The 17931-nt window shown below is 66.6% G+C and carries 21 protein-coding genes; 11 read left to right on the forward strand and 10 right to left on the reverse strand.

Features of this window, described 5'->3' with window-relative positions; translation table 11 throughout:
- Positions 1 to 179 precede the first annotated feature (179 nt).
- The 3 genes from AC6RIC_RS12905 to AC6RIC_RS12915 all read left to right on the forward strand — a co-directional run bounded on the left by AC6RIC_RS12905 (position 180) and on the right by AC6RIC_RS12915 (position 1907).
- Positions 180 to 527 (forward strand): phasin family protein, encoded by a 348-nt coding sequence (locus AC6RIC_RS12905; protein ID WP_454656644.1) that lies wholly within the window; start codon positions 180 to 182, stop codon positions 525 to 527.
- Between the two features lie 211 nt (positions 528 to 738).
- The gene (locus AC6RIC_RS12910; protein ID WP_499736435.1) at positions 739 to 1323 is read left to right on the forward strand and encodes a methyltransferase family protein; all 585 of its coding nucleotides are present in this window, start codon (positions 739 to 741) and stop codon (positions 1321 to 1323) included.
- Positions 1317 to 1907 carry an SCO family protein gene (locus AC6RIC_RS12915; RefSeq protein WP_499736436.1) on the forward strand — a complete coding sequence of 197 codons (591 nt, stop codon included), beginning with the start codon at positions 1317 to 1319 and terminating at the stop codon, positions 1905 to 1907. Before AC6RIC_RS12910 ends, AC6RIC_RS12915 begins: the two co-directional genes overlap by 7 nt.
- Before the next feature lie 34 nt (positions 1908 to 1941).
- Here AC6RIC_RS12915 and AC6RIC_RS12920 read toward each other — a convergent pair whose 3' ends face one another.
- The 6 genes from AC6RIC_RS12920 to AC6RIC_RS12945 form a co-directional block, all read right to left on the reverse strand.
- Entirely contained in the window at positions 1942 to 2403 is a 462-nt protein-coding gene (locus AC6RIC_RS12920; RefSeq protein ID WP_454656647.1) for a GNAT family N-acetyltransferase, read from the reverse strand.
- A 42-nt stretch (positions 2404 to 2445) separates the two neighbouring features.
- On the reverse strand, positions 2446 to 2832 hold the full coding sequence (locus AC6RIC_RS12925; RefSeq protein WP_499736437.1) for an ACT domain-containing protein: 387 nt from the start codon (positions 2830 to 2832) through the stop codon (positions 2446 to 2448).
- 69 nt (positions 2833 to 2901) lie between these two features.
- On the reverse strand, positions 2902 to 3603 hold the full coding sequence (locus tag AC6RIC_RS12930) for a L,D-transpeptidase (RefSeq protein WP_499736438.1): 702 nt from the start codon (positions 3601 to 3603) through the stop codon (positions 2902 to 2904).
- A gap of 191 nt (positions 3604 to 3794) precedes the next feature.
- A complete protein-coding gene (locus tag AC6RIC_RS12935) occupies positions 3795 to 4121 on the reverse strand; it encodes a hypothetical protein (protein WP_499736439.1) in 327 nt (108 codons plus the stop codon).
- 86 nt (positions 4122 to 4207) lie between these two features.
- On the reverse strand, positions 4208 to 4912 hold the full coding sequence (locus AC6RIC_RS12940; RefSeq protein WP_499736440.1) for a L,D-transpeptidase: 705 nt from the start codon (positions 4910 to 4912) through the stop codon (positions 4208 to 4210).
- Positions 4913 to 5013: 101 nt separating this feature from the next.
- Entirely contained in the window at positions 5014 to 5235 is a 222-nt protein-coding gene (locus AC6RIC_RS12945; RefSeq protein ID WP_499736441.1) for a GDCCVxC domain-containing (seleno)protein, read from the reverse strand.
- A 222-nt stretch (positions 5236 to 5457) separates the two neighbouring features.
- Between AC6RIC_RS12945 and AC6RIC_RS12950 the strand changes: the two genes are divergently transcribed.
- Both AC6RIC_RS12950 and AC6RIC_RS12955 read left to right on the forward strand, forming a co-directional pair.
- Positions 5458 to 6987: a UxaA family hydrolase gene (locus tag AC6RIC_RS12950; RefSeq protein WP_499736442.1), complete on the forward strand. Its 1530-nt coding sequence runs from the start codon at positions 5458 to 5460 to the stop codon at positions 6985 to 6987.
- A gap of 368 nt (positions 6988 to 7355) precedes the next feature.
- Entirely contained in the window at positions 7356 to 7748 is a 393-nt protein-coding gene (locus AC6RIC_RS12955; protein WP_454656655.1) for a hypothetical protein, read from the forward strand.
- Positions 7749 to 7880: 132 nt separating this feature from the next.
- On the opposite strand, the gene AC6RIC_RS12960 is transcribed toward AC6RIC_RS12955, so the two are convergent.
- A complete protein-coding gene (locus tag AC6RIC_RS12960) occupies positions 7881 to 9065 on the reverse strand; it encodes an aminotransferase (protein ID WP_499736443.1) in 1185 nt (394 codons plus the stop codon).
- A gap of 106 nt (positions 9066 to 9171) precedes the next feature.
- Here AC6RIC_RS12960 and AC6RIC_RS12965 point away from each other — a divergent pair, with 106 nt between their 5' ends.
- The gene (locus AC6RIC_RS12965; protein WP_499736444.1) at positions 9172 to 9927 is read left to right on the forward strand and encodes an SIR2 family NAD-dependent protein deacylase; all 756 of its coding nucleotides are present in this window, start codon (positions 9172 to 9174) and stop codon (positions 9925 to 9927) included.
- Here the strand turns inward: AC6RIC_RS12965 and AC6RIC_RS12970 are convergent.
- Complete coding sequence (locus tag AC6RIC_RS12970) at positions 9924 to 10553, reverse strand: LysE family translocator (RefSeq protein ID WP_499736445.1); 630 nt, start codon at positions 10551 to 10553, stop codon at positions 9924 to 9926. The two genes, AC6RIC_RS12965 and AC6RIC_RS12970, sit on opposite strands and share 4 nt — an antisense overlap.
- A gap of 199 nt (positions 10554 to 10752) precedes the next feature.
- Here AC6RIC_RS12970 and AC6RIC_RS12975 point away from each other — a divergent pair, with 199 nt between their 5' ends.
- Positions 10753 to 11370 carry a cold-shock protein gene (locus tag AC6RIC_RS12975; RefSeq protein ID WP_454656659.1) on the forward strand — a complete coding sequence of 206 codons (618 nt, stop codon included), beginning with the start codon at positions 10753 to 10755 and terminating at the stop codon, positions 11368 to 11370.
- 129 nt (positions 11371 to 11499) lie between these two features.
- Here AC6RIC_RS12975 and AC6RIC_RS12980 read toward each other — a convergent pair whose 3' ends face one another.
- On the reverse strand, positions 11500 to 11739 hold the full coding sequence (locus tag AC6RIC_RS12980) for a hypothetical protein (protein ID WP_499736446.1): 240 nt from the start codon (positions 11737 to 11739) through the stop codon (positions 11500 to 11502).
- 21 nt (positions 11740 to 11760) lie between these two features.
- Here AC6RIC_RS12980 and AC6RIC_RS12985 point away from each other — a divergent pair, with 21 nt between their 5' ends.
- The gene (locus tag AC6RIC_RS12985) at positions 11761 to 12636 is read left to right on the forward strand and encodes an HD-GYP domain-containing protein (RefSeq protein WP_499736447.1); all 876 of its coding nucleotides are present in this window, start codon (positions 11761 to 11763) and stop codon (positions 12634 to 12636) included.
- A gap of 3 nt (positions 12637 to 12639) precedes the next feature.
- Here the strand turns inward: AC6RIC_RS12985 and AC6RIC_RS12990 are convergent, their stop codons facing one another.
- Entirely contained in the window at positions 12640 to 12990 is a 351-nt protein-coding gene (locus AC6RIC_RS12990; RefSeq protein WP_454656662.1) for a HesB/IscA family protein, read from the reverse strand.
- Between the two features lie 100 nt (positions 12991 to 13090).
- Here AC6RIC_RS12990 and AC6RIC_RS12995 point away from each other — a divergent pair, with 100 nt between their 5' ends.
- The 3 genes from AC6RIC_RS12995 to AC6RIC_RS13005 all read left to right on the forward strand — a co-directional run bounded on the left by AC6RIC_RS12995 (position 13091) and on the right by AC6RIC_RS13005 (position 17825).
- On the forward strand, positions 13091 to 14344 hold the full coding sequence (locus AC6RIC_RS12995) for a deoxyguanosinetriphosphate triphosphohydrolase (protein WP_499736448.1): 1254 nt from the start codon (positions 13091 to 13093) through the stop codon (positions 14342 to 14344).
- Positions 14345 to 14379: 35 nt separating this feature from the next.
- Positions 14380 to 16146: an arginine--tRNA ligase gene (gene argS / locus AC6RIC_RS13000; protein WP_488849575.1), complete on the forward strand. Its 1767-nt coding sequence runs from the start codon at positions 14380 to 14382 to the stop codon at positions 16144 to 16146.
- Positions 16147 to 16247: 101 nt separating this feature from the next.
- Complete coding sequence (locus AC6RIC_RS13005) at positions 16248 to 17825, forward strand: SPOR domain-containing protein (RefSeq protein WP_499736449.1); 1578 nt, start codon at positions 16248 to 16250, stop codon at positions 17823 to 17825.
- Positions 17826 to 17931: the final 106 nt, after the last annotated feature.

Raw genomic sequence — 17931 nt, forward strand, 5'->3', positions numbered from 1 at the left:
TTGCCAGTGGAACGATCTGCGCTTGGTGCATTGCAGCGTTCCCTTGACATTCATGTTGCAATGCACAATATACGGGCAGTCCCCGGTGGTGATCACGGTCACACGACCTTGGGGCAGCTATCGGGCCGCTCCGGCCCAATCACCTGAGGCGGCACCGCAGAGTGCCAAGGAGACGACCCATGATCCAGCAGTTCGAGACCATCCAGAAGGCTTCCAAGGACAATGTCGACGCCGCTCTGAAGGCTTTCGGCACCACCTCGAAGGGCGTGCAGGCGATCGCCGTCGAGACCACCGACTATGCCAAGAAGTCCTTCGAGGCCGGCACCGCCACGCTCGAGAAGCTCGCTGGCGTGAAGACCTTCGACAAGGCCCTGGAGATCCAGGCTGATTTCATCAAGACCTCGTTCGAGGGCGCCGTCGCCCAGGTCACCAAGATGGGCGAGCTCTATGCCGCTCTCGCCAAGGACGCCTACAAGCCGTTCGAAGGCATCGTGGCCAAGGTTGTTCCGGCCGCCCCGAAGGCGTGATTTCGGCCGGCAGCTGTCAGGCTGCCGCGCTTCCATGAGTTCAGTTGCGTTTGCGAACCCTGGCCGCGAGGCCGGGGTTTTTCGTTGGCCGGAGCCGGAGCCTGCGGCATCGGGCGCCATTGAACTCCGCTTCCGATTGGGGCTTGAAGCTCTAGTGACTCCAGCTTGTAGACGAGAGGTCCCGCCGCCGCTGTGAGCCGGAGACCGTGTTTTGTCCAAGACAGAGATTGCCGCCTATCTGGTCACGCTCGGCTATGTCGGAACCTTCCTGTTCCTGTCGCTGAAGCAGGCGCGCGCGCGCGGCCAGCCGGTCTGGATCTTCTCCCGCGGCAGCCGATCGCAGCGCTTGCCGGCGCTCCTGTTCAAGCTCGGCTTTGCCGGAGGCGTGCTCTGGCCGCCGGTTCGTGGCTGGCTCGGCGGGGAGGCGCCGTTCGGCGGGCTTTCCGGTGTTCCCGGCCTGACGCTCGTGATTGTCGGCGCGGTGCTGGCCCTCTGGGCCCAGCTCCATATGGGGCGGTCGTGGCGCATCGGCGCTGCCGAGGGCGAGATCGGCCCGATCGTCGATAGCGGCCCTTTCGCCTTCTCGCGAAATCCGGCCTTCGTCGGTCAGGCGCTGCTATTCATCGGCTTGGTCCTTGTCCGGCCGGGTCTGGTTGAGCTGGCGCTCGCGCTCGCGGTGCTCGTCGCAATCACCTTACAGGTCCGGATCGAGGAGGGCGTGCTGCGCCGCGATCTCGGCGCGCCCTATCTGGCGTATCAGCGCCGGGTGAATCGCTGGGCCGGCCGCTCATGCTGAAATTCGTGCGTTATGGCGCCTGGGCGCTTGTCCTGGTCGTTGGCTTCGTTTCCACCTCGATCCTCATGGGGTGGTGGATGTCGGATCGATTGCGGACGGAACAGCCGCTCGCGATCGGCGGCCCGTTCTCGCTCACCGATCACACCGGCAAGGCGGTGACGGATGCGGATTTCCGCGGCAGCCCGCTCGCCGTGTTCTTCGGTTTCACGCATTGCCCGGAGGTCTGCCCGACCACGCTCTTGCGGCTGGGCAACCTCACCCGGCAGCTGGGCGCGGATGCGGCCAGGTTGAAGATCCTGCTGATCACGGTCGATCCGGAGCGCGACACGCCTGCGCAGCTTGCGCTCTATCTGCAATCCTTCGATCCGGGCGTGGTCGGCCTGACCGGTTCGCAGGAGCAGGTCGATGCCGCGCTTGGAGCCTTCAAGGCCTATGCGAAGAAGATCCCGGCCGATGGTGGCTATACCATGGACCACACGGCCAATGTCTATCTGATGACCGGCGAGGGGGCTTTCCGCACGATGATCGACTATCACGAGGCCGATTCATCCGCGCTCGCCAAGCTGCGGATGTTGCTGCGCTGAGAGAGGGGCAGCGAAGGATGGCGCGGTCCACTCCCTATTCCGCGCGGACCGGAAGCCGCCTGGCCTGAAAGCCGGTCTTGGATTGCTCGAAGCCGGCAGCCTCGTAAAAGGCCAGCGTGGACGGTTTCTTCGAGCCGGTCATGAGCATCGCCTTGTAGCATCCGGCTGCCCAGGCGCGATCCATGGCAGCTTGCAGAATGGCCTTCCCAAGCCCCCGGTTGCGATAGCCGGTGTCGGTGACGACGTTCTCGATCAGCACATAGGGCGTTCCGCCCCGCGTCAGGTTCGGGATCACGATCACGGTGCAGCTCGCGACGAGGTCGCTGCCGAGAAAGCCAAGCAGGACGGCGCTGCCCTCGAAGCTCCGCAGCTTTTCCAGAATCTCCGCCGCCATGTCGTCGGGGCAGGGTGCATCATCAGGGTTGAGGTGGCGGTAGAGACCCTGAAGTGCGGGCAGGTCGGCCTGCTCCGCTGCGCGAATGACGAGATCGGTCATGCTGTTAACGGTAGCTGGTTGCAAGGGTCGGAACAGCGGCCTCTAAACTTCGAAGACATGCCCTGCCTGCTCGAGCAGACTTCTCGATTGCTCCCAATCGGCATCGGCGACGAGGATATGCTCGCCGTCAAAGGTGCAGACCACGAAAACACCGATGCCCTGGGTGGATAATGGTTCGATCAGCGCCTGCACTATTCCGGTCGCGTTGAAGGGGATCGGGCCGAGGCTGCGGAAGCAGCGCCAGTTCCTCTCGGCTTCAACGGCTTCCGGCATTCGCTCCTGCAGGCAGACGAGTGTCAGCTCGTCCTCGGCGCGCATCAGCGCGGAAAAACCGGGGCCATCGAACCAGTTCGGGATGGGAGAGGCGGGGCCGAGCCGTGCAACGCCATAGATGCCGGCAAGGCTGCGCAGTCTCACGGCAACGGACATGCGCTACCCCTCCATGAAGAAGGGCGGCGCTCAGGCGCCGCCCTGTCGATCCGGGTTGATGTACTCGGCTCAGGCCGGAAGAACGACCACCTTCGTCTTGACCGGTGTCTGATCGTAGAGATCGATCATGTCCTGGCTGAGCAAGCCGACGCAGCCGCTGGTGATGCCGGAGCCGATCGATTCCTCGTCGCTCGATGCGTAGATCGTGTAGAGCGTATAGCGGCCGTTCTGGTAGAGATGCAGGGTGCGAGCGCCGAGCGGGTTGTCGAGGCCGCCGGGCATGCCGCGCGCGTATTTGGCGGCTTCGGGCTGGCGCTTGATCATTTCCGGCGGCGGGGTCCAGGTCGCCCATTCCGACTTCCGTCCGACATAGGCGTCGCCGTTCCAGCGGAAGCCGTCGCGGCCGACATTGGCGCCGTAACGGGTGGCGTTGCCGCCGCCCTCGATGCGGTAGACATAGTAATTGGCGGGATCGACGATGATGGTGCCCGGCTCTTCCTTGGTCTCGTAGCGGACGGTGCGGCGCCAGTATTTCCGATCGACCTTGGTGACGTCGGCGGCGGGAATCGCGAATTTCTTGTCCGGCACCGGCCCGTAGACCTGCTGCGCCTCGGCGAGGCTCATGCCGTCGGTCGCAGCGCAGCCGCCGAGCCCCAGCGCGCCGAGGCCGGCCGCCGAGCCGACCAGGAACGAGCGGCGATCGACAAGCCCCGACCGGCGCCCGGGCGAAGCCATCTCGCCGGCACCGGTATTCCTACCGTCAATGATCATGATCCGGGATTTCCCATGTCCTGCTGCCCGGCGAGGTCTCGCTCCGGCACGCGTTGAACTCGATAGCCGGGCGGAGATTGCCGCCACAGGGCTGGGCTGGCAAGTACCAGCCTTCGTCGTGGGCCTGCTCTGCGCCAAAGGCTTGATGGTGCGGGCGAAAAAAGAGCGACGGTTGCCCGTCGCTCTTGCGATCACCACCAGCCCGGAGGCGGCGGAGGCGGATAATAGCGCGGCGGCGGCGGACCCCAGCCCGGACCGGGGCCATAGCCGTAGCCATAACCGCGCGGCGGACCATAGCCTCGCGGTGGGCCGTAGCCACCACCACGGCCATAGCGCTGCTGGCGCATGGTCTCTTCCATGATCATGTGCCGCCGTTCGGCTGCAGCCGACCAGGAATACTCGGCCGGCGCCTTGTCGAGGCGCTCGGCCAGGGCCTGCGGCAGGGCCTCGGAGGCCATGGCCGGTGCGGCGAGCGCGCTCCCGATTGCAATCGCAGCAAAAATCAACAGCTTGCGCATGGCAAACTCCTTTCGATGGCGATCAAACCACGCCGCTCCTCAACGAAACCTGAACCGATCTGTCGGCTGCCGTTCATCTGGCGAGGTCACACGGGCAGAACGGTCACCGGCGTGCCGGGTGCGACGCGCGCGTAGAGATGGGCGATGTCCTGATTGATCATCCGGATGCAGCCTGAAGAGACATTGGTGCCGACTGTGTAGGGCTCGAATGTGCCATGAATGCGATAGCCGAGATCGCGACCCTCGCCGAAGAGATAGAGCGTGCGGGCGCCGAGCGGGCTTTTCGAGCCGCCGCGCACGCCGAGCCCGCGCGGGGTCTGCTCAAGCTGGGCCCTGATCGCGGGGTCGCGCGCGATCATCTCCGGGGGCGGGACCCAGTCGGCCCAGTCGCGCTTCATGTTGATCCGGGCCGCGCCGGACCAGCCGAAGCCCTCACGGCCGACGCCGACGCCGTAGCGCGTCGCGACGCGCGGGGATTCCACGAAATAGAGGTGATAGCCGGCGGGATCGACCACGATCGAGCCCGGCTTCTCGTCGCGCGGAAACTCGACCGTCTGCCTGAGATAGCGGGAATCGATGCGCTGATAGTCGATCGCCATGATCGGGAAGCGCTCGCCGGGATATTCGGTGTAGACCTCGGCGTAGTTCGGCCGCGAAAGCGTCCGGGTCGAGAGACCTCGCGGGCTCTGGCCGATCTCGGGCAGGGCGACGATGCTTCGCGAGCCGCATCCGGCCAGGCCCGTTGCCGCGATGGACAGGGCGGGAAAGGTAAACGAGCGGCGCGTCAGCATCGGGTATCTCTCAGGAAGGCCTGAGCCGATACATCGGCTTGGATGGTTACTGTTGCGTGAACCGTGGTTCGGGCGGCCCGGTCCCGGAGCCTCGATCTTGCCTAACTGCAGCAATGCGAGGGCTGCCCGGTCCGCCTGGCTTCCTGGATCGGTGGGCAGGGGATGTCGCCGTAGGAGCAGTAGACGCAGCAATCGCCCTGCTTGGGACGGAGAACGGTGTTGCAGCCGGCGCATTCATAGAAGAACTGGCAGGCATCGGTCGGCATCGTTTCGGTCGTTTGGTGACCGCAACGCGGGCAGGTGAGCGTGGAACGGAGCTGCATGATCACCATCCTGTCGGCTGATGTCTTCTGGATAGTTCAAAGAACCGGACAAGTCTGCACGGAAGCGAAGCCCGCAGCCGGAACGGCATGAGCAGGCAAAGAGGGCAGGTCAGGCCGGAGCACCTGGCCTTCTGATTTGAACCGATTGAAAAGACCGCCGGTTGGGGGCATCTCTAGGGACGTGCGCCGCCGTCGCGGTGCCGAGAGGTTCCGGTTTCCGCCATGCTCGACAAATCCGCGCCGCCCCGCACGCTCAAGCTCAACGCCGCCGACAATGTCGTCGTCGCCGTCGATCCCGTCGATCTCGGCGTGACAGTGGCCGGTGTCGAGGCGCTCAAGCGCATCCCGCGCGGTCACAAGATGGCGATCGTGCCCATCGCCAAGGACCAGCCGATCCGCAAGTTCGGCCAGATCATCGGCTTCGCGACGGCCGATATCGTGCCGGGTGACTGGGTGCACGAGCACAATACCGGCTTCCATGCCTTCGATCGCGACTATGCGTTCGCCGCGGAGGCCAAGCCCGAATTCGTGCTGCCGGTCGAGCAGCAGGCGACCTTCGAGGGTTTCCGCCGCGCCAACGGCAAGGCCGGCACGCGCAACTATGTGGGCATCCTGACCTCGGTGAACTGCTCGGCCTCGGCCGCGCGCTTCATGGCCGAGGAGGTCAAGCGCTCCGGGCTGCTCGCCGACTACCCGAATGTCGACGGCGTGATCGCGCTGACCCATGGCACGGGCTGCGGCATCGACTATAATGGCGAGAGCTTCGAGGTGCTGAAGCGCACGACTTGGGGGTATGCCTGCAATCCGAACATGGCGGCGGTGCTCGTCGTCGGGCTGGGCTGCGAGGGCTTCCAGATCAGCCGCATGAAGGAAGCCTATGGCGTCACCGAGAGCGACGTCTTCCGCACGCTGACGATCCAGGAGACCGGCGGCACGAAGAAGGCGGTCGCCGCCGGCATCGATGCGCTGAAGGTGATGCTGCCGATCGCCAATCGTGCCGTGCGCGAGACGGTGCCGGCTTCCGAGCTGATGCTGGCTTTGCAATGCGGCGGCTCTGACGGCTATTCCGGCATCACCGCCAATCCGGCGCTGGGCGCCGCCGTCGACATCCTCGTCGAGCATGGCGGCACGGCGATCCTCTCCGAGACCCCCGAGATCTACGGTGCCGAGCATCTGCTGACGCGTCGCGCCGCCACCCGCGAGGTCGGTGAGAAGCTCGTCGGCATCATCAAGTGGTGGGAGGATTATACCGAGCGCGCCCGGATGAGCATGAACAACAACCCCTCGCCGGGCAACAAGGCGGGCGGGCTCACCACCATCCTCGAGAAGTCGCTGGGCGCGGCGGCCAAGGGCGGCACCAAGACGCTCGCGGCCGTCTACCATTATGCCGAGCCGGTGAAGGCGAGGGGCTTCGTCTACATGGACACGCCCGGCTACGATCCCGTCGCGGCGACCGGGCAGGTGGCCGGCGGCTCGAACATCCTCGCCTTCACCACCGGGCGCGGCTCGGCCTATGGCTGCAAGCCGACGCCCTCGGTGAAGCTCGCGACCAATACGCCGATCTATGAGAAGATGATCGATGACATGGACATCAATTGCGGCGATGTGCTCGACGGCGTCTCGCTGGAGCAGAAGGGTCGCGAGATCTTCGACAAGCTGCTGAAGATCGCCTCGGGCGAGCGCTCGAAGTCCGAAGAGCTCGGCTATGGCGACGCCGAATACGTGCCCTGGCAGATCGGCGCGACGATGTGAGGAGTGGCCCTGTCATTCCGGGTTTTTCCTTCACGCGAAGCCCCGGAATGATAAAGGCGCGGCTCGAAATCGTTGCATTCGAAGATCGACGCCGCCTCGGTGGCCGCTTGAAATGGAAGCCCTCATCCTGAGGAGGCCCGCAGGGCCGTCTCGAAGGATGGTCCAGCGGATTCCGGAGCCTCCTGAAGCATCCTTCGAGACGCCGCTGCCGCGGCTCCTCAGGATGAGGGCTCATGGAATTTCCAGTCGGACTCTCAGGCCGAACGATCCGATTTTCTGCCGCGCCGATTGAACCCGGTGCGCGGCTGAGGCGACCAAGGATGGCTCCGGCGCTGCCGGGGTCCTTCCTTCCAACGGTCCGGATCTCCATGAAGACCTTCTTCCTCGTCACCATCCCGCGCGTCCTGCTCGGGGTGATCTTCCTGATCAGCGCCGTCGACGGCTTCTGGTGGCTCGCCACGGGCGCGAACCTGATCCATCCGCCGACCAGCCCGCGCGGCGTCGTCTTCGAGACCGCCTTGCAGGATTCAGGCTTCATCTGGCCCTTCATCAAGGCGATCAACCTGACCGGCGCGCTCAGCCTGATCTCGAATGTCGTGCCGGCCTTCGGGCTGGCGCTGATCGCCCCCGTGATGGCGGTGATCGTGCTGTTCCATGCCACGATCAACCCGCAGGGCCTGCCGGTCGCGGTCATCCTCGTGGTGCTGGGCTCGATGCTGGTCTGGGCCTATCGCGACCGTTACGCGGCGCTGTTCCGGTAAGCCCGGTGTCGCCAGAGCTTTCCCGTCATGGTCGGGCTTGTCCCGACCATCCACGTCTGCGCCAATGCAATCCGTGTTCAAGACGTGGATGCTCGCCACAAGGGCGAGCATGACGGTACAGCTGGCTTCAGGTCAGAGCGAAAACCCCGTCAGCCGCTCGCGCAGCCCTTCGATCCTGTCGGCCGCGACATTGGCGATGGCGATGCGCAGGTGGTTCTCCTGTCCGGGACCGAAATAGGGACCTGGCAGGGCGAGCACGCCGCAATCCTCGACGAGCCGGCGCGCCACCTCTGCCGCCTTCACACCCTCGAACGGGTGGGCGACATAGGCGAAATAGGCGCCGGCCGAAAGCACGCGCCAACCGTTCAGCGGCGCCATTGCCTGCCGGAAGAGATCGGCGCGGGCGTTGATCTCGGCGCGGTTACGTTCGCGCCAGTCGCGGATGCCGTCGATGCCCCAGGTGACCGCCGCCTGCCCGGCCCGGACCGGGCTGATCTGGACGCAGTCCAGCACCTTGCCGATCTGGGCGAGCGCTGGTTCACCGGCCGTGATCGCGCCAAGACGCCAACCCGGAATCGCATAGGCCTTCGAGAAGCTGTAGAGGCCGATCACCGAATCCTGCCAGCTCGTTGTCGCGAAGACCTCATGCGGCTTGGCAACATCCGCAGGCAGGAAATCGCGATAGGTCTCGTCGAGCACCAGCCAGATGCCGCGCTTCGCGCAGAGCGCGGCGAAGGCGGCGATGGTCTCCGGCGGATAGACCGCGCCGGTCGGGTTGTTGGGGGTGACGAGCACGATGGCGCGCGTGCGGTCGTCGATCAGCGCCTCGGCAGTCGCGACATCCGGCACGAATCCGGCCTCCGGCGCGCAGGGCAGCGGGCGGGCCTCGACGCCGAGCATGGTCAGCGTCATCTCGTGGTTGAAATACCAGGGCGTCGGCAGCAGCACGTTGTCGCCGGCCCGCGCCAGCGCCATCATCGTCACGACATAGGCCTGGTTGCAGCCCGAGGTGATCGCGACCTCGGCCGGCGCGAAGGCTGTGCCGTAGATGCGCGAGATCTCGGCGGCATAGGCCTCGCGCAAGGCCGCATCGCCGGTGATGCCGCCATAGCGCGTGCTGCCGGGCTCGGCCGCGGCCGCTGCGAGCTTCTCGAGCAGGGTCACTGGGGGCGGGGCGCCGGGCACCGCCTGCGAGAGGTCGATGAGCGGGCCGCGGGCTCCGCCATAGGCGCGCGCCCAGCCTTGCGCCTCCGGGATCGGCGGCGTGCCGGTCTCGATGAGATCGGGATTGAGCTGGGCGCTGGCGGTCGTCGGCATGGTGCCTCTGATTTGCGGCGTGCGCGGCTTTCCGTCAATCGCCTTGGAAGCGCAACAAACCCGCGCCATATCTGGGAGACTTCCAATTCAGCGACCGGGCCGACGCATGCAGGATGAAACCGAGGATGCCATCGCCGCGTTGCAGGAACTGCTCGACGAGGCGGACGATATCGTCAGCTTCACCGGCGCCGGCATCTCGACGGAATCGGGCGTTCCGGATTTTCGCACGCCCGGCTCGCCCTGGATGGTCAACAAGCCGATTCCCTACGACGCCTTCGTAGAGAGCCGCGAGGTCCGCATCGAGGCCTGGCGCCGCAAGTTCACGATGGACGATCATTATCGCGGGGCAGCGCCGAACAGCGGCCATCGGGCGCTGGCCCGCCTGGTAGCCGAGGGACACTCGCCCGCCATCGTCACCCAGAACATCGATGGCCTGCACCAGGCTTCGGGCGTGCCTGAGGAGAGGGTGATCGAGCTGCATGGCAACGGCACCTATGCGACCTGCCTGACCTGCGGCTGGCGGCACGAGTTGGTGGCGATCCGGCCCGTCTTTGAGGCCACCGGCGAGCCGCCGGAGTGCATGATCTGCGCCGGGCCGGTGAAATCGGCGACGATCTCCTTCGGGCAGGCGATGCCGCAGGAGGCGATGAAGCGGGCACAGTTACTGGCGCTGGAATGCGACCTCTTTCTCGTCGTCGGCTCGTCGCTGGTGGTCTATCCGGCGGCGACCCTGCCGGTGATCGCCAAGCGGCAGGGTGCGAAGCTCGTCATTCTCAACCGCGAGCCGACGGAGCTCGACCCGATCGCGGACCTTGTCATCCGCGCCGAGAGCGGTGCGGTGCTCGGCGCATTGCGGGCCTAATCGCGCGAGGCGAGCGCGAGCCTGACCGCCAGTCCGCCGAAGACCGCGCCCATCAGCCTTTGCGGCAGGCGCGCGAGAGCCGGCCGGCTGGCCAGCGCCTGGCCGATGCGACTCGCTGCAAGGATGACGATGCCGTTCGTCAGGAAGCCCATGACGTTCAGGATCGTCGCGAGAACGATGACCTGAAGCGTGATCGAGCCCAGTTCCGGCTTCAGGAACTGCGGCAGCAGCGCCAACATGAACAGCGCCATCTTCGGATTGAGCAGGTTGGTCCAGAGGCCTTGCAGGAAGATGCGGCGCAGCGGGACGGCGGCGACGCGGCCGGGCGCGAAGAGCGGTGCCTGCGAGCGCAAGGTCGTCCAGGCGAGATAGGCGAGATAGGCCGCGCCGACCCAGCGCAGCACGTCATAGGCCGTGGGCACGAGGATGAAGAGCTGGGACAGGCCGAAGGCCGCGGCGAAGGCCTGGAGGTAGCTGCCTATCGCAATGCCGGCATAGGTGAGGAGGCCGGCCATCCGGCCCTGGCTCAGGCTGCGCGAGGCGATCAGCAGCATGTCGGGGCCGGGCGTGGCTGTCAGAACCGCCGCCGCGGCGGTGAAGAGCGCGAGCGTAGGCAGGTCGAGCATGGCGAATCCCGATGATGTGGCGTTTCGGCATCATGCCACGGGCTTGGTCTCAGCCGTTACGCGTCGGGCGATGAGCTGATCCGCCCGATTGTCCGGGCACCGGATGATGTGGACGAATTTTTCGGGGCTGTATCCTGAATCGGCAGCAATGGTATCGTGACAGCACGAATCAAGCGTTGCGCGTGGGGGTGAGCGGCACATGTCCGACGAATTCGGTGAGAGCGGGCGGCCACCGATGGGTCCCATCCAGTCACTCAATCGCGTCATGCGGCTCGATGGGGCGGGCAGCCACGCGACAGAGGTGCCGGTCGAGGTCATTGGCTACGTCAAGTGGTTCGATGTCTCCAAGGGCTATGGCTTCGTCGTGCCGGAGGCGGGCGGCGCCGATGTGCTCCTCCATGTCACGATCCTGAAGCGTGATGGATTCAATACGATAGCGGAAGGGGCTCGCATCGTGCTCGAAGCCGTCGAGAAGCAGCGGGGCCGCCAGGCGGTGCGCGTGCTCTCGATCGACACGTCCGTTGGCCGCCACCCCTCCGAGATGCCGATGGCGCGCACCAATGTCGCGGTTTCGCCGACGAGCGGGCTGGAGCGCATGGAGGTGAAGTGGTTCAACCGCCTGCGCGGCTTCGGCTTCGTCTCGAAGGGCGAGGGTGCGCCCGATATCTTCGTGCATATGGAGACGCTGCGCCGCTACGGCCTCGTCGAGCTGGTGCCGGGACAGACGGTGCTGGTGCGCTATGGCCCCGGACCGAAGGGGCTGATGGCTGCCGAGATTCATCTCGAGCAGGACGTGGCCGCGACGGCGGCGCACTGAGGCGCGAAGGGAGCGAGGGGGCAGCCGCTCCTTCGGTTTTTCCTGAGCGACGTTTTCTTGCACGGTTTTTATTCGTGATAGGCCCGAGTATTCGCAGCGGGCTTTACGGTTCATCAATCCGCGCGGTTTTCAGATGTTGGCTTCTCTGGAGGCCGCGTCATCGTTCTTCTGCTCAGTGATCACGACGAACGCCGTCAGGCGTTGCAGCGGGTTCTCTCGATCTGGGGGCCGTGCACGGCGCTGTCGCCTGGTGGGGATGTCCCGTATGACGGCGCTGGTCTTCTCGTCGTCGATCTCGACCTGTCCGAACGATTGAGCATCGAGGCGGCTCGTGCGGCGCTCGCGCCGCGCCTGCATGCCGGTTCGCATTGCATCTTCCTGCTCCGCGATATGTCGAGCCGCTGCCAGATTCAGGCCAATGCGCTCGGCGCGACGGATATCCTGCCGGCGGATGTCTCAACGGCCGTGCTGCTCGACAAGGTCGGTCTGCTGCTGGCCCCGTCGGACCAGACCGATGACGCGGCGGCGCTGGGGCGGCGCTTCGTGGCGGCCTCGGCGGCGTTCGCCGATCTGATGGGGGCGGCTGAGACCGGCGTCGGATTGCCGGCGAAGGCGATCGAGGACAGCGTCACCGCGCTCAACCGCGCCGCCGATGGCGGCGATCTCAACGCCTGGCTCGACATGGTGTGGCGGCACGATGATGCCACCTACCAGCATTGCCTGCTCGTTTCCGGCCTGGCGGCGGCCTTCGCGCATCGGCTCGGCTTCCGCGAGGCCGACCGGCGGCTGATCGCCGAGGCGGCGGTCCTGCACGATATCGGCAAGGCCCGGATTCCCCTCGAGATATTGCGCAAGCCTGCGGGCCTGTCGCCGGCGGAACGCGAGGTGATGCGCCGGCACCCGGGCGATGGCCATGGCATGCTGGTCGCGCAAGGGGGCTTCGCGCCGCTGGTCCTCACCGCGGTGCTGTCGCATCACGAATATCTCGACGGCTCGGGCTATCCGCATGGGCTCAGCGGCGGCGACATCCCTGACCCGGTGCGGATCATCACCATTTGCGACGTCTATGCCGCGCTGATCGAGCGGCGCAGCTACAAGCCGCCGATGTCGCCGGGGGATGCCTATGCGGTGCTCGTCGCGATGGGCGGAAAACTCGACCGCGATCTCGTCAGGGTCTTCGGCGAGGTCGTGCTCGATTCCGAGATCGCCCGTCTCGGCCAGTACGGCAAGCCCGTCCTGAAGCGCGCAACCGGGCGCGTCGCCTAAGCCCTAGACAGCGAAGGACGTCCCGCAGCCGCAGGAACTCGTCGCATTCGGATTGGTGATGCGGAAGGACTGGCCGATCAGGTCGTCGACGAAGTCGATCGTGCAGCCTTCGAGCAGGTCGAGCGAGGTTTCGTCGATCAGGACGGTCGCGCCGTCGCGCTCGATGACGAGATCGTCCGCCGCTTTCTCCCGATCGACGTCGAAGATGTACTGGAAGCCGGAGCAGCCGCCGCCGGCGACGCTGACGCGCAGCATCGAGCCCGGCGGCTCCTGCGCCATCACCGAGAGAATTCGTTTGGCGGCATTTGCGGTGACCGCGATGCCGCGCGGGTTGACCGCAAGATCGGTCGACATATTCGGGGCTCCTTGGGCAGATGCGCCTTGCACCCTGGTTACCCGGGAAGGTAATGGCCCGGCAGCGCCTCTACAAGCTCGGGCGCGCGACGGGGCAGCCATGCCGCATCCACAGAACCAGCCTTCCGGCTTTTCCTTCGCGTCCCGCACCGAGCCGGGGGAGCGCTGGCGCGCGCCCTATGCCTGCCGCTCGACGACGAGCCGCGGCCGGCTGGTGGCGGAGCCGGCTTCGGCGACGCGCGGCGAGTTCCAGCGCGACCGCGATCGCATCATCCATTCGACCGCCTTCCGCCGGCTGAAGCACAAGACGCAGGTCTTCGTCTCGCATGAGGGCGACCATTACCGCACGCGCCTGACCCATACGATCGAGGTGGCGCAGATCGCCCGCGCTTTGGCACGCGCACTCGGCCTCGACGAGGATCTGGCCGAAGCGCTGGCGCTGGCGCATGACCTCGGCCACACGCCCTTCGGCCATACCGGCGAGGACGCGCTGGAAGAATGCATGGCCGGGTTCGGCGGCTTCGACCACAACGCCCAGACGCTCAGGATCGTGACGCGGCTGGAGCGGCGCTATGCCGATTTCGACGGGCTCAACCTGAGCTGGGAGACGCTCGAAGGGCTGGTCAAGCATAACGGCCCGCTGCTCGACCACGAAGGCAAACCGACGGCGCGCTATGCCAAGAGCGGCATCCCGGTCGCGATCGTCGAGTATCAGGAGCGTCAGGACCTCTGGCTCGACAGCTATGCCTCGGCGGAGGCGCAAGCCGCGGCGCTGGCCGACGACATCGCCTACAACGCTCATGATATCGACGACGGGTTGCGGGCCGGGCTGTTCGGGCATGCCGAGCTTCGGGCCGTGCCGTTCCTGGCCGAACTGCTCGACGAGATCGAGCGGCGTCATCCGGGGCTGGAGCGGGCGCGCGCCACCAACGAGCTGGTGCGGCGGGTTATCACGCGCTTCGTCGAAGACGTGATCGCGGAATCGCAGCGGCGCCTGACCGAATTGATGCCCGATGATGCGGATGCGATCCGGCGGGCGAATGCTCCCGTCATCGCCTTCTCGCCGGTGATCGAGAAGGCCGACCGCGATATCAAGGGCTTCCTCTATCCCAACATGTATCGCCACCCGCGCATCGCGCCGATCCGGGCCGATGCGGCGCAGGTCGTGCGCGAGCTGTTCGAGCGCTTCAGCGCCGATCCGGCGGCGATGCCGGAGGAATGGGCGGCGGGTTGCGATCCGCTCGACGAGCACCGCCGCGCCCGGCGTATCGCCGACTATATCGCGGGCATGACGGACTGGTACGCGCTCGACGAGCACCGCCGCCTGTTTGACGCCACCCCCTCGCTGCGATAGGGCCGGGCGGCTTTCCATCCGCAATCGTGGCCGCAATGAACCTGTTCGAGATCTATTCCGCCCGTCTTCACGCTGCGCTCTCGGCTTTGGCCGAGCGAGGCGCGCTTCCGGCCGGCCTCAATCTCGCGCGCGTCGTGGTCGAGCCGACCAAGGACCCGGCCCATGGCGATCTCGCCACCAATGCTGCGATGGTTCTGGCCAAGGATGCCGGCACCAACCCGCGCGCGCTGGCGACGCTGCTGGTCGAGGAGCTGTCCAAGGACCCGGAGATCATCAAGGCGGAGATCGCCGGCCCCGGCTTCATCAACCTGACGCTGCAGCCGGCCGTGTTCACGGCGGTTCTGAAGGCGGCGATCGAGGCTGGGCTGGATTACGGGCGCGGCGCACCAAAGCCCGAGCCGAAGGTCAATGTCGAGTACGTCTCGGCCAACCCGACCGGGCCGATGCATGTCGGCCATGGCCGTGGCGCGGTGTTCGGCGATGCGCTGGCGAGCCTGCTCGCCTTTGCCGGCCATGACGTCACCCGCGAATACTACATCAACGATGCCGGCGCGCAGGTCGATGTGCTCGCCCGCTCCGCCTTCCTGCGCTATCGCGAGGCGCTGGGCGAGGATATCGGCGCGATTCCCGAGGGGCTCTATCCCGGCGATTATCTGGTCTCGGTCGGCAAGGCGCTCGCCGAGCAGTATGGCCCGGCTTTGCGCGACAAGGCCGAATGGGACTGGCTGCCGCTCGTCCGGCAGGCGGCGATCGACGGCATGATGGCGATGATCCGCGACGATCTCGCTGCGCTCGGCGTTGTCCACGAGCTCTTCTTCTCGGAGCGTTCGCTGCAGGGGCGGGACGGCGATACGAATGCCGTGCATCAGACCATCGAGGACCTGCGCGCGCGCGACCTGGTCTATGAGGGCCGTTTGCCGCCGCCGAAGGGCCAGAAGGACGAGGATTGGGAGGACCGCGAGCAGACGCTGTTCCGGGCCACCAAGTTCGGCGACGACGTCGACCGGCCGCTGCTGAAGTCGGATGGCAGCTACACCTATTTCGCCAACGACATCGCCTATCACCGCTCCAAGTTCGTGCGCGGCTTCCCCGAGATGATCGACGTCTGGGGCGCCGACCATGGCGGCTATGTCAAGCGCATGCAGGCGGCCGTGAAGGCGGTGACGAACGGGCAGGGCTCGCTCGACGTCAAGCTCTGCCAGCTCGTGCGCCTGCTGCGGAACGGCGAGCAGGTGCGCATGTCGAAGCGCTCCGGCGATTTCGTCACGCTGCGCGAGGTGATCGACGAGGTCGGCCGCGATGCGGTGCGCTTCATGATGATCTTCCGCAAGAATGACGCGACGCTGGATTTCGATCTCGGCAAGGTCGTCGAGCAGTCGAAGGACAACCCGGTCTTCTACGTCCAGTACGCGCATGCGCGCTGCGCCTCGATCTTCCGGCAGGCCCGCGAGGCGTTCCCGGACCTCGACCTGTCGACGCCGGCGCTGGCCGGGGCCGACCTGTCGATCCTGACCGACGAGGCGGAAGTCGGCATCGTCAAGATGCTCGCATCCTATCCGCGAATCATCGAGGGCGCAGCCGCCGCGCATGAGCCGCATCGCGTCGCCTTCTTCGTCCACGAGCTGGCGAGCGCCTTCCATTCGCTCTGGAACAAGGGCAAAGACTCGCCGCAATTACGGTTCGTTAATCAAACTGATCGAAAGTCGACCTTGGCAAGATTGGCGTTTGTGCACGCGGTGCGCAGCGTCCTTGCTTCCGGTCTGGCTGTCGCCGGAGTTGCGGCGCCGGAAGAGATGCGCTGACGGAAAGGTCTTTCCGGCGGCGCGCACAAGGTCAGGTTGACCGCACAGAGTTCCCGGTTCTTCCATAGGAGGAAGCGGCTTGTGCTGGAATGGATCGTACCATGAGTGAGCCAGCTAGGAACCGTTTCGCGCTCGATCTCGAAGATCTCGAGCGCCAGCTGCGCGGAGCAGGGCAGGCGCCCCGCCCTGGGCAGCAGGCCGACCCGCTTGCGGAACTGACCCGGATCGTCGGGCAGGACGATCCGCTCAAGGATATCTTCGCCGAGCGGCGCCAGTCGCCGCGCCCTGTCGCGCGCCAGGAGCCGAGCTTCGAGGTCGTGCCGCAGCAGCCGGCGCCGGCCGTTCCCGAGGTGAGCCAGCCGCCAGCCGAGATGCGCGGCGCGCTCGACGAGTTCGAGGCGCTGCTGCGCAGTACCCAGCCGCGCCGGGCGGAAGCGCCTGTGCGGGCGCCGACGCCGCCGGCTCCTCAGCCTGACTATCAGCCCGATTTCGACCTGCCCGAGCCGCTGCCCTACGCTCGTCCGGCTGCGATCCAGGGGGCAGCTGCGCCGCGCGATCTCGACGAGGGTGCGCAATACCGCCAGGCTCCGGCCGCCTATGCGCATGAAGAGCCGGCCTACGACTATGGTCATGCCCATCAGCAGGGCGCTCCGACGCCGGATTATAGCGAAGATGACATGCCCGACCTGGAGCCGCGCCGTTCGCGCAAGGGGCTCTGGGCGGCTGCGGCGGTCATCGCCGTCGGCCTCGTCGGTGTCGGCGCTGCCTTCACTCTGCGCGGCGGCTCGGCCACGAAGGATGGCCAGCCTCCGGTGATCACGGCCGATTCCGGGCCGGTCAAGGTCGCTCCCGCCAATCCGGGCGGCGCCGAAATCCCGAATCAGAACAAGCAGATCTACGAGCGCAGCCCTGACGCCCCCCAGGCGCAGAGCAAGGTCGTGAACAACGAGGAGCAGCCGGTCGACGTCCAGCAGGCCGCCCGCTCAATGCCGCCGCGCGTGGTCATGCCGGGGCCGATCTCCGGTGCGGGTAACGCGCTCGCCGCCGCCCCCACCACGCCCGAGCGCAGCATCATCCCGCCGGAGCCGGCACTGACCCCGATGCCGCCGGTGCCGGGTCTCGGCGAGCCGCGCAAGGTCCGCACCGTCGCGATCCGCCCCGATGGCACGCCGGTGCAGAATCCGGTCGCCATCGACAGCCCGATCGCGACCGGCTCGGCGCCGAGCCGCTCGCTCGCCAGCCAGGCGACGAACCCGGCCTCGCAGCGTCCCGCTTCGGCTCCGGTCGCGGCTGCCGCGCCGAAGGTCCAGGAACGCGCCACGACGCCGCCCGCCGCCACCACCCCGGTCGCACCGACGCGTCTCGCCGCCGCTGCTCCGGCTCCCGCGGCCGTGCCGCCGGCCCCGGCGACGGCCGCCGTCCGCGCCGGAACGGGCGATTTCGTGGTGCAGCTCGGCGCCCCCGGCAGCGATGCCGAGGCCCGCGCGACCTTCGCGGCGCTCCAGCGCAAGTACCCGCAGCAGCTCGGCGGCCAGGCACCGATCATCCGCAAGACGGAGCTGGCGGGCGGCAAGACCGTCTTCCGCCTGCGCGTCGGGCCGTATTCCCGCGAGGACGCGACCTCGATGTGCACGGCGCTCCAGGCGGCCGGCGGACAGTGCTTCATCGCCAAGAACTGATCCGATCGGCCCACGACGAGATCGGACGGCGGTGCCCATCGGGCGCCGCCGTTTTCATTTGAATCAGACGCATGACAGGGTGCGCCGCCGCGCTTGTTTCATGCGT

The sequence above is a fragment of the Allobosea sp. TBD101 genome (assembly GCF_059817965.1).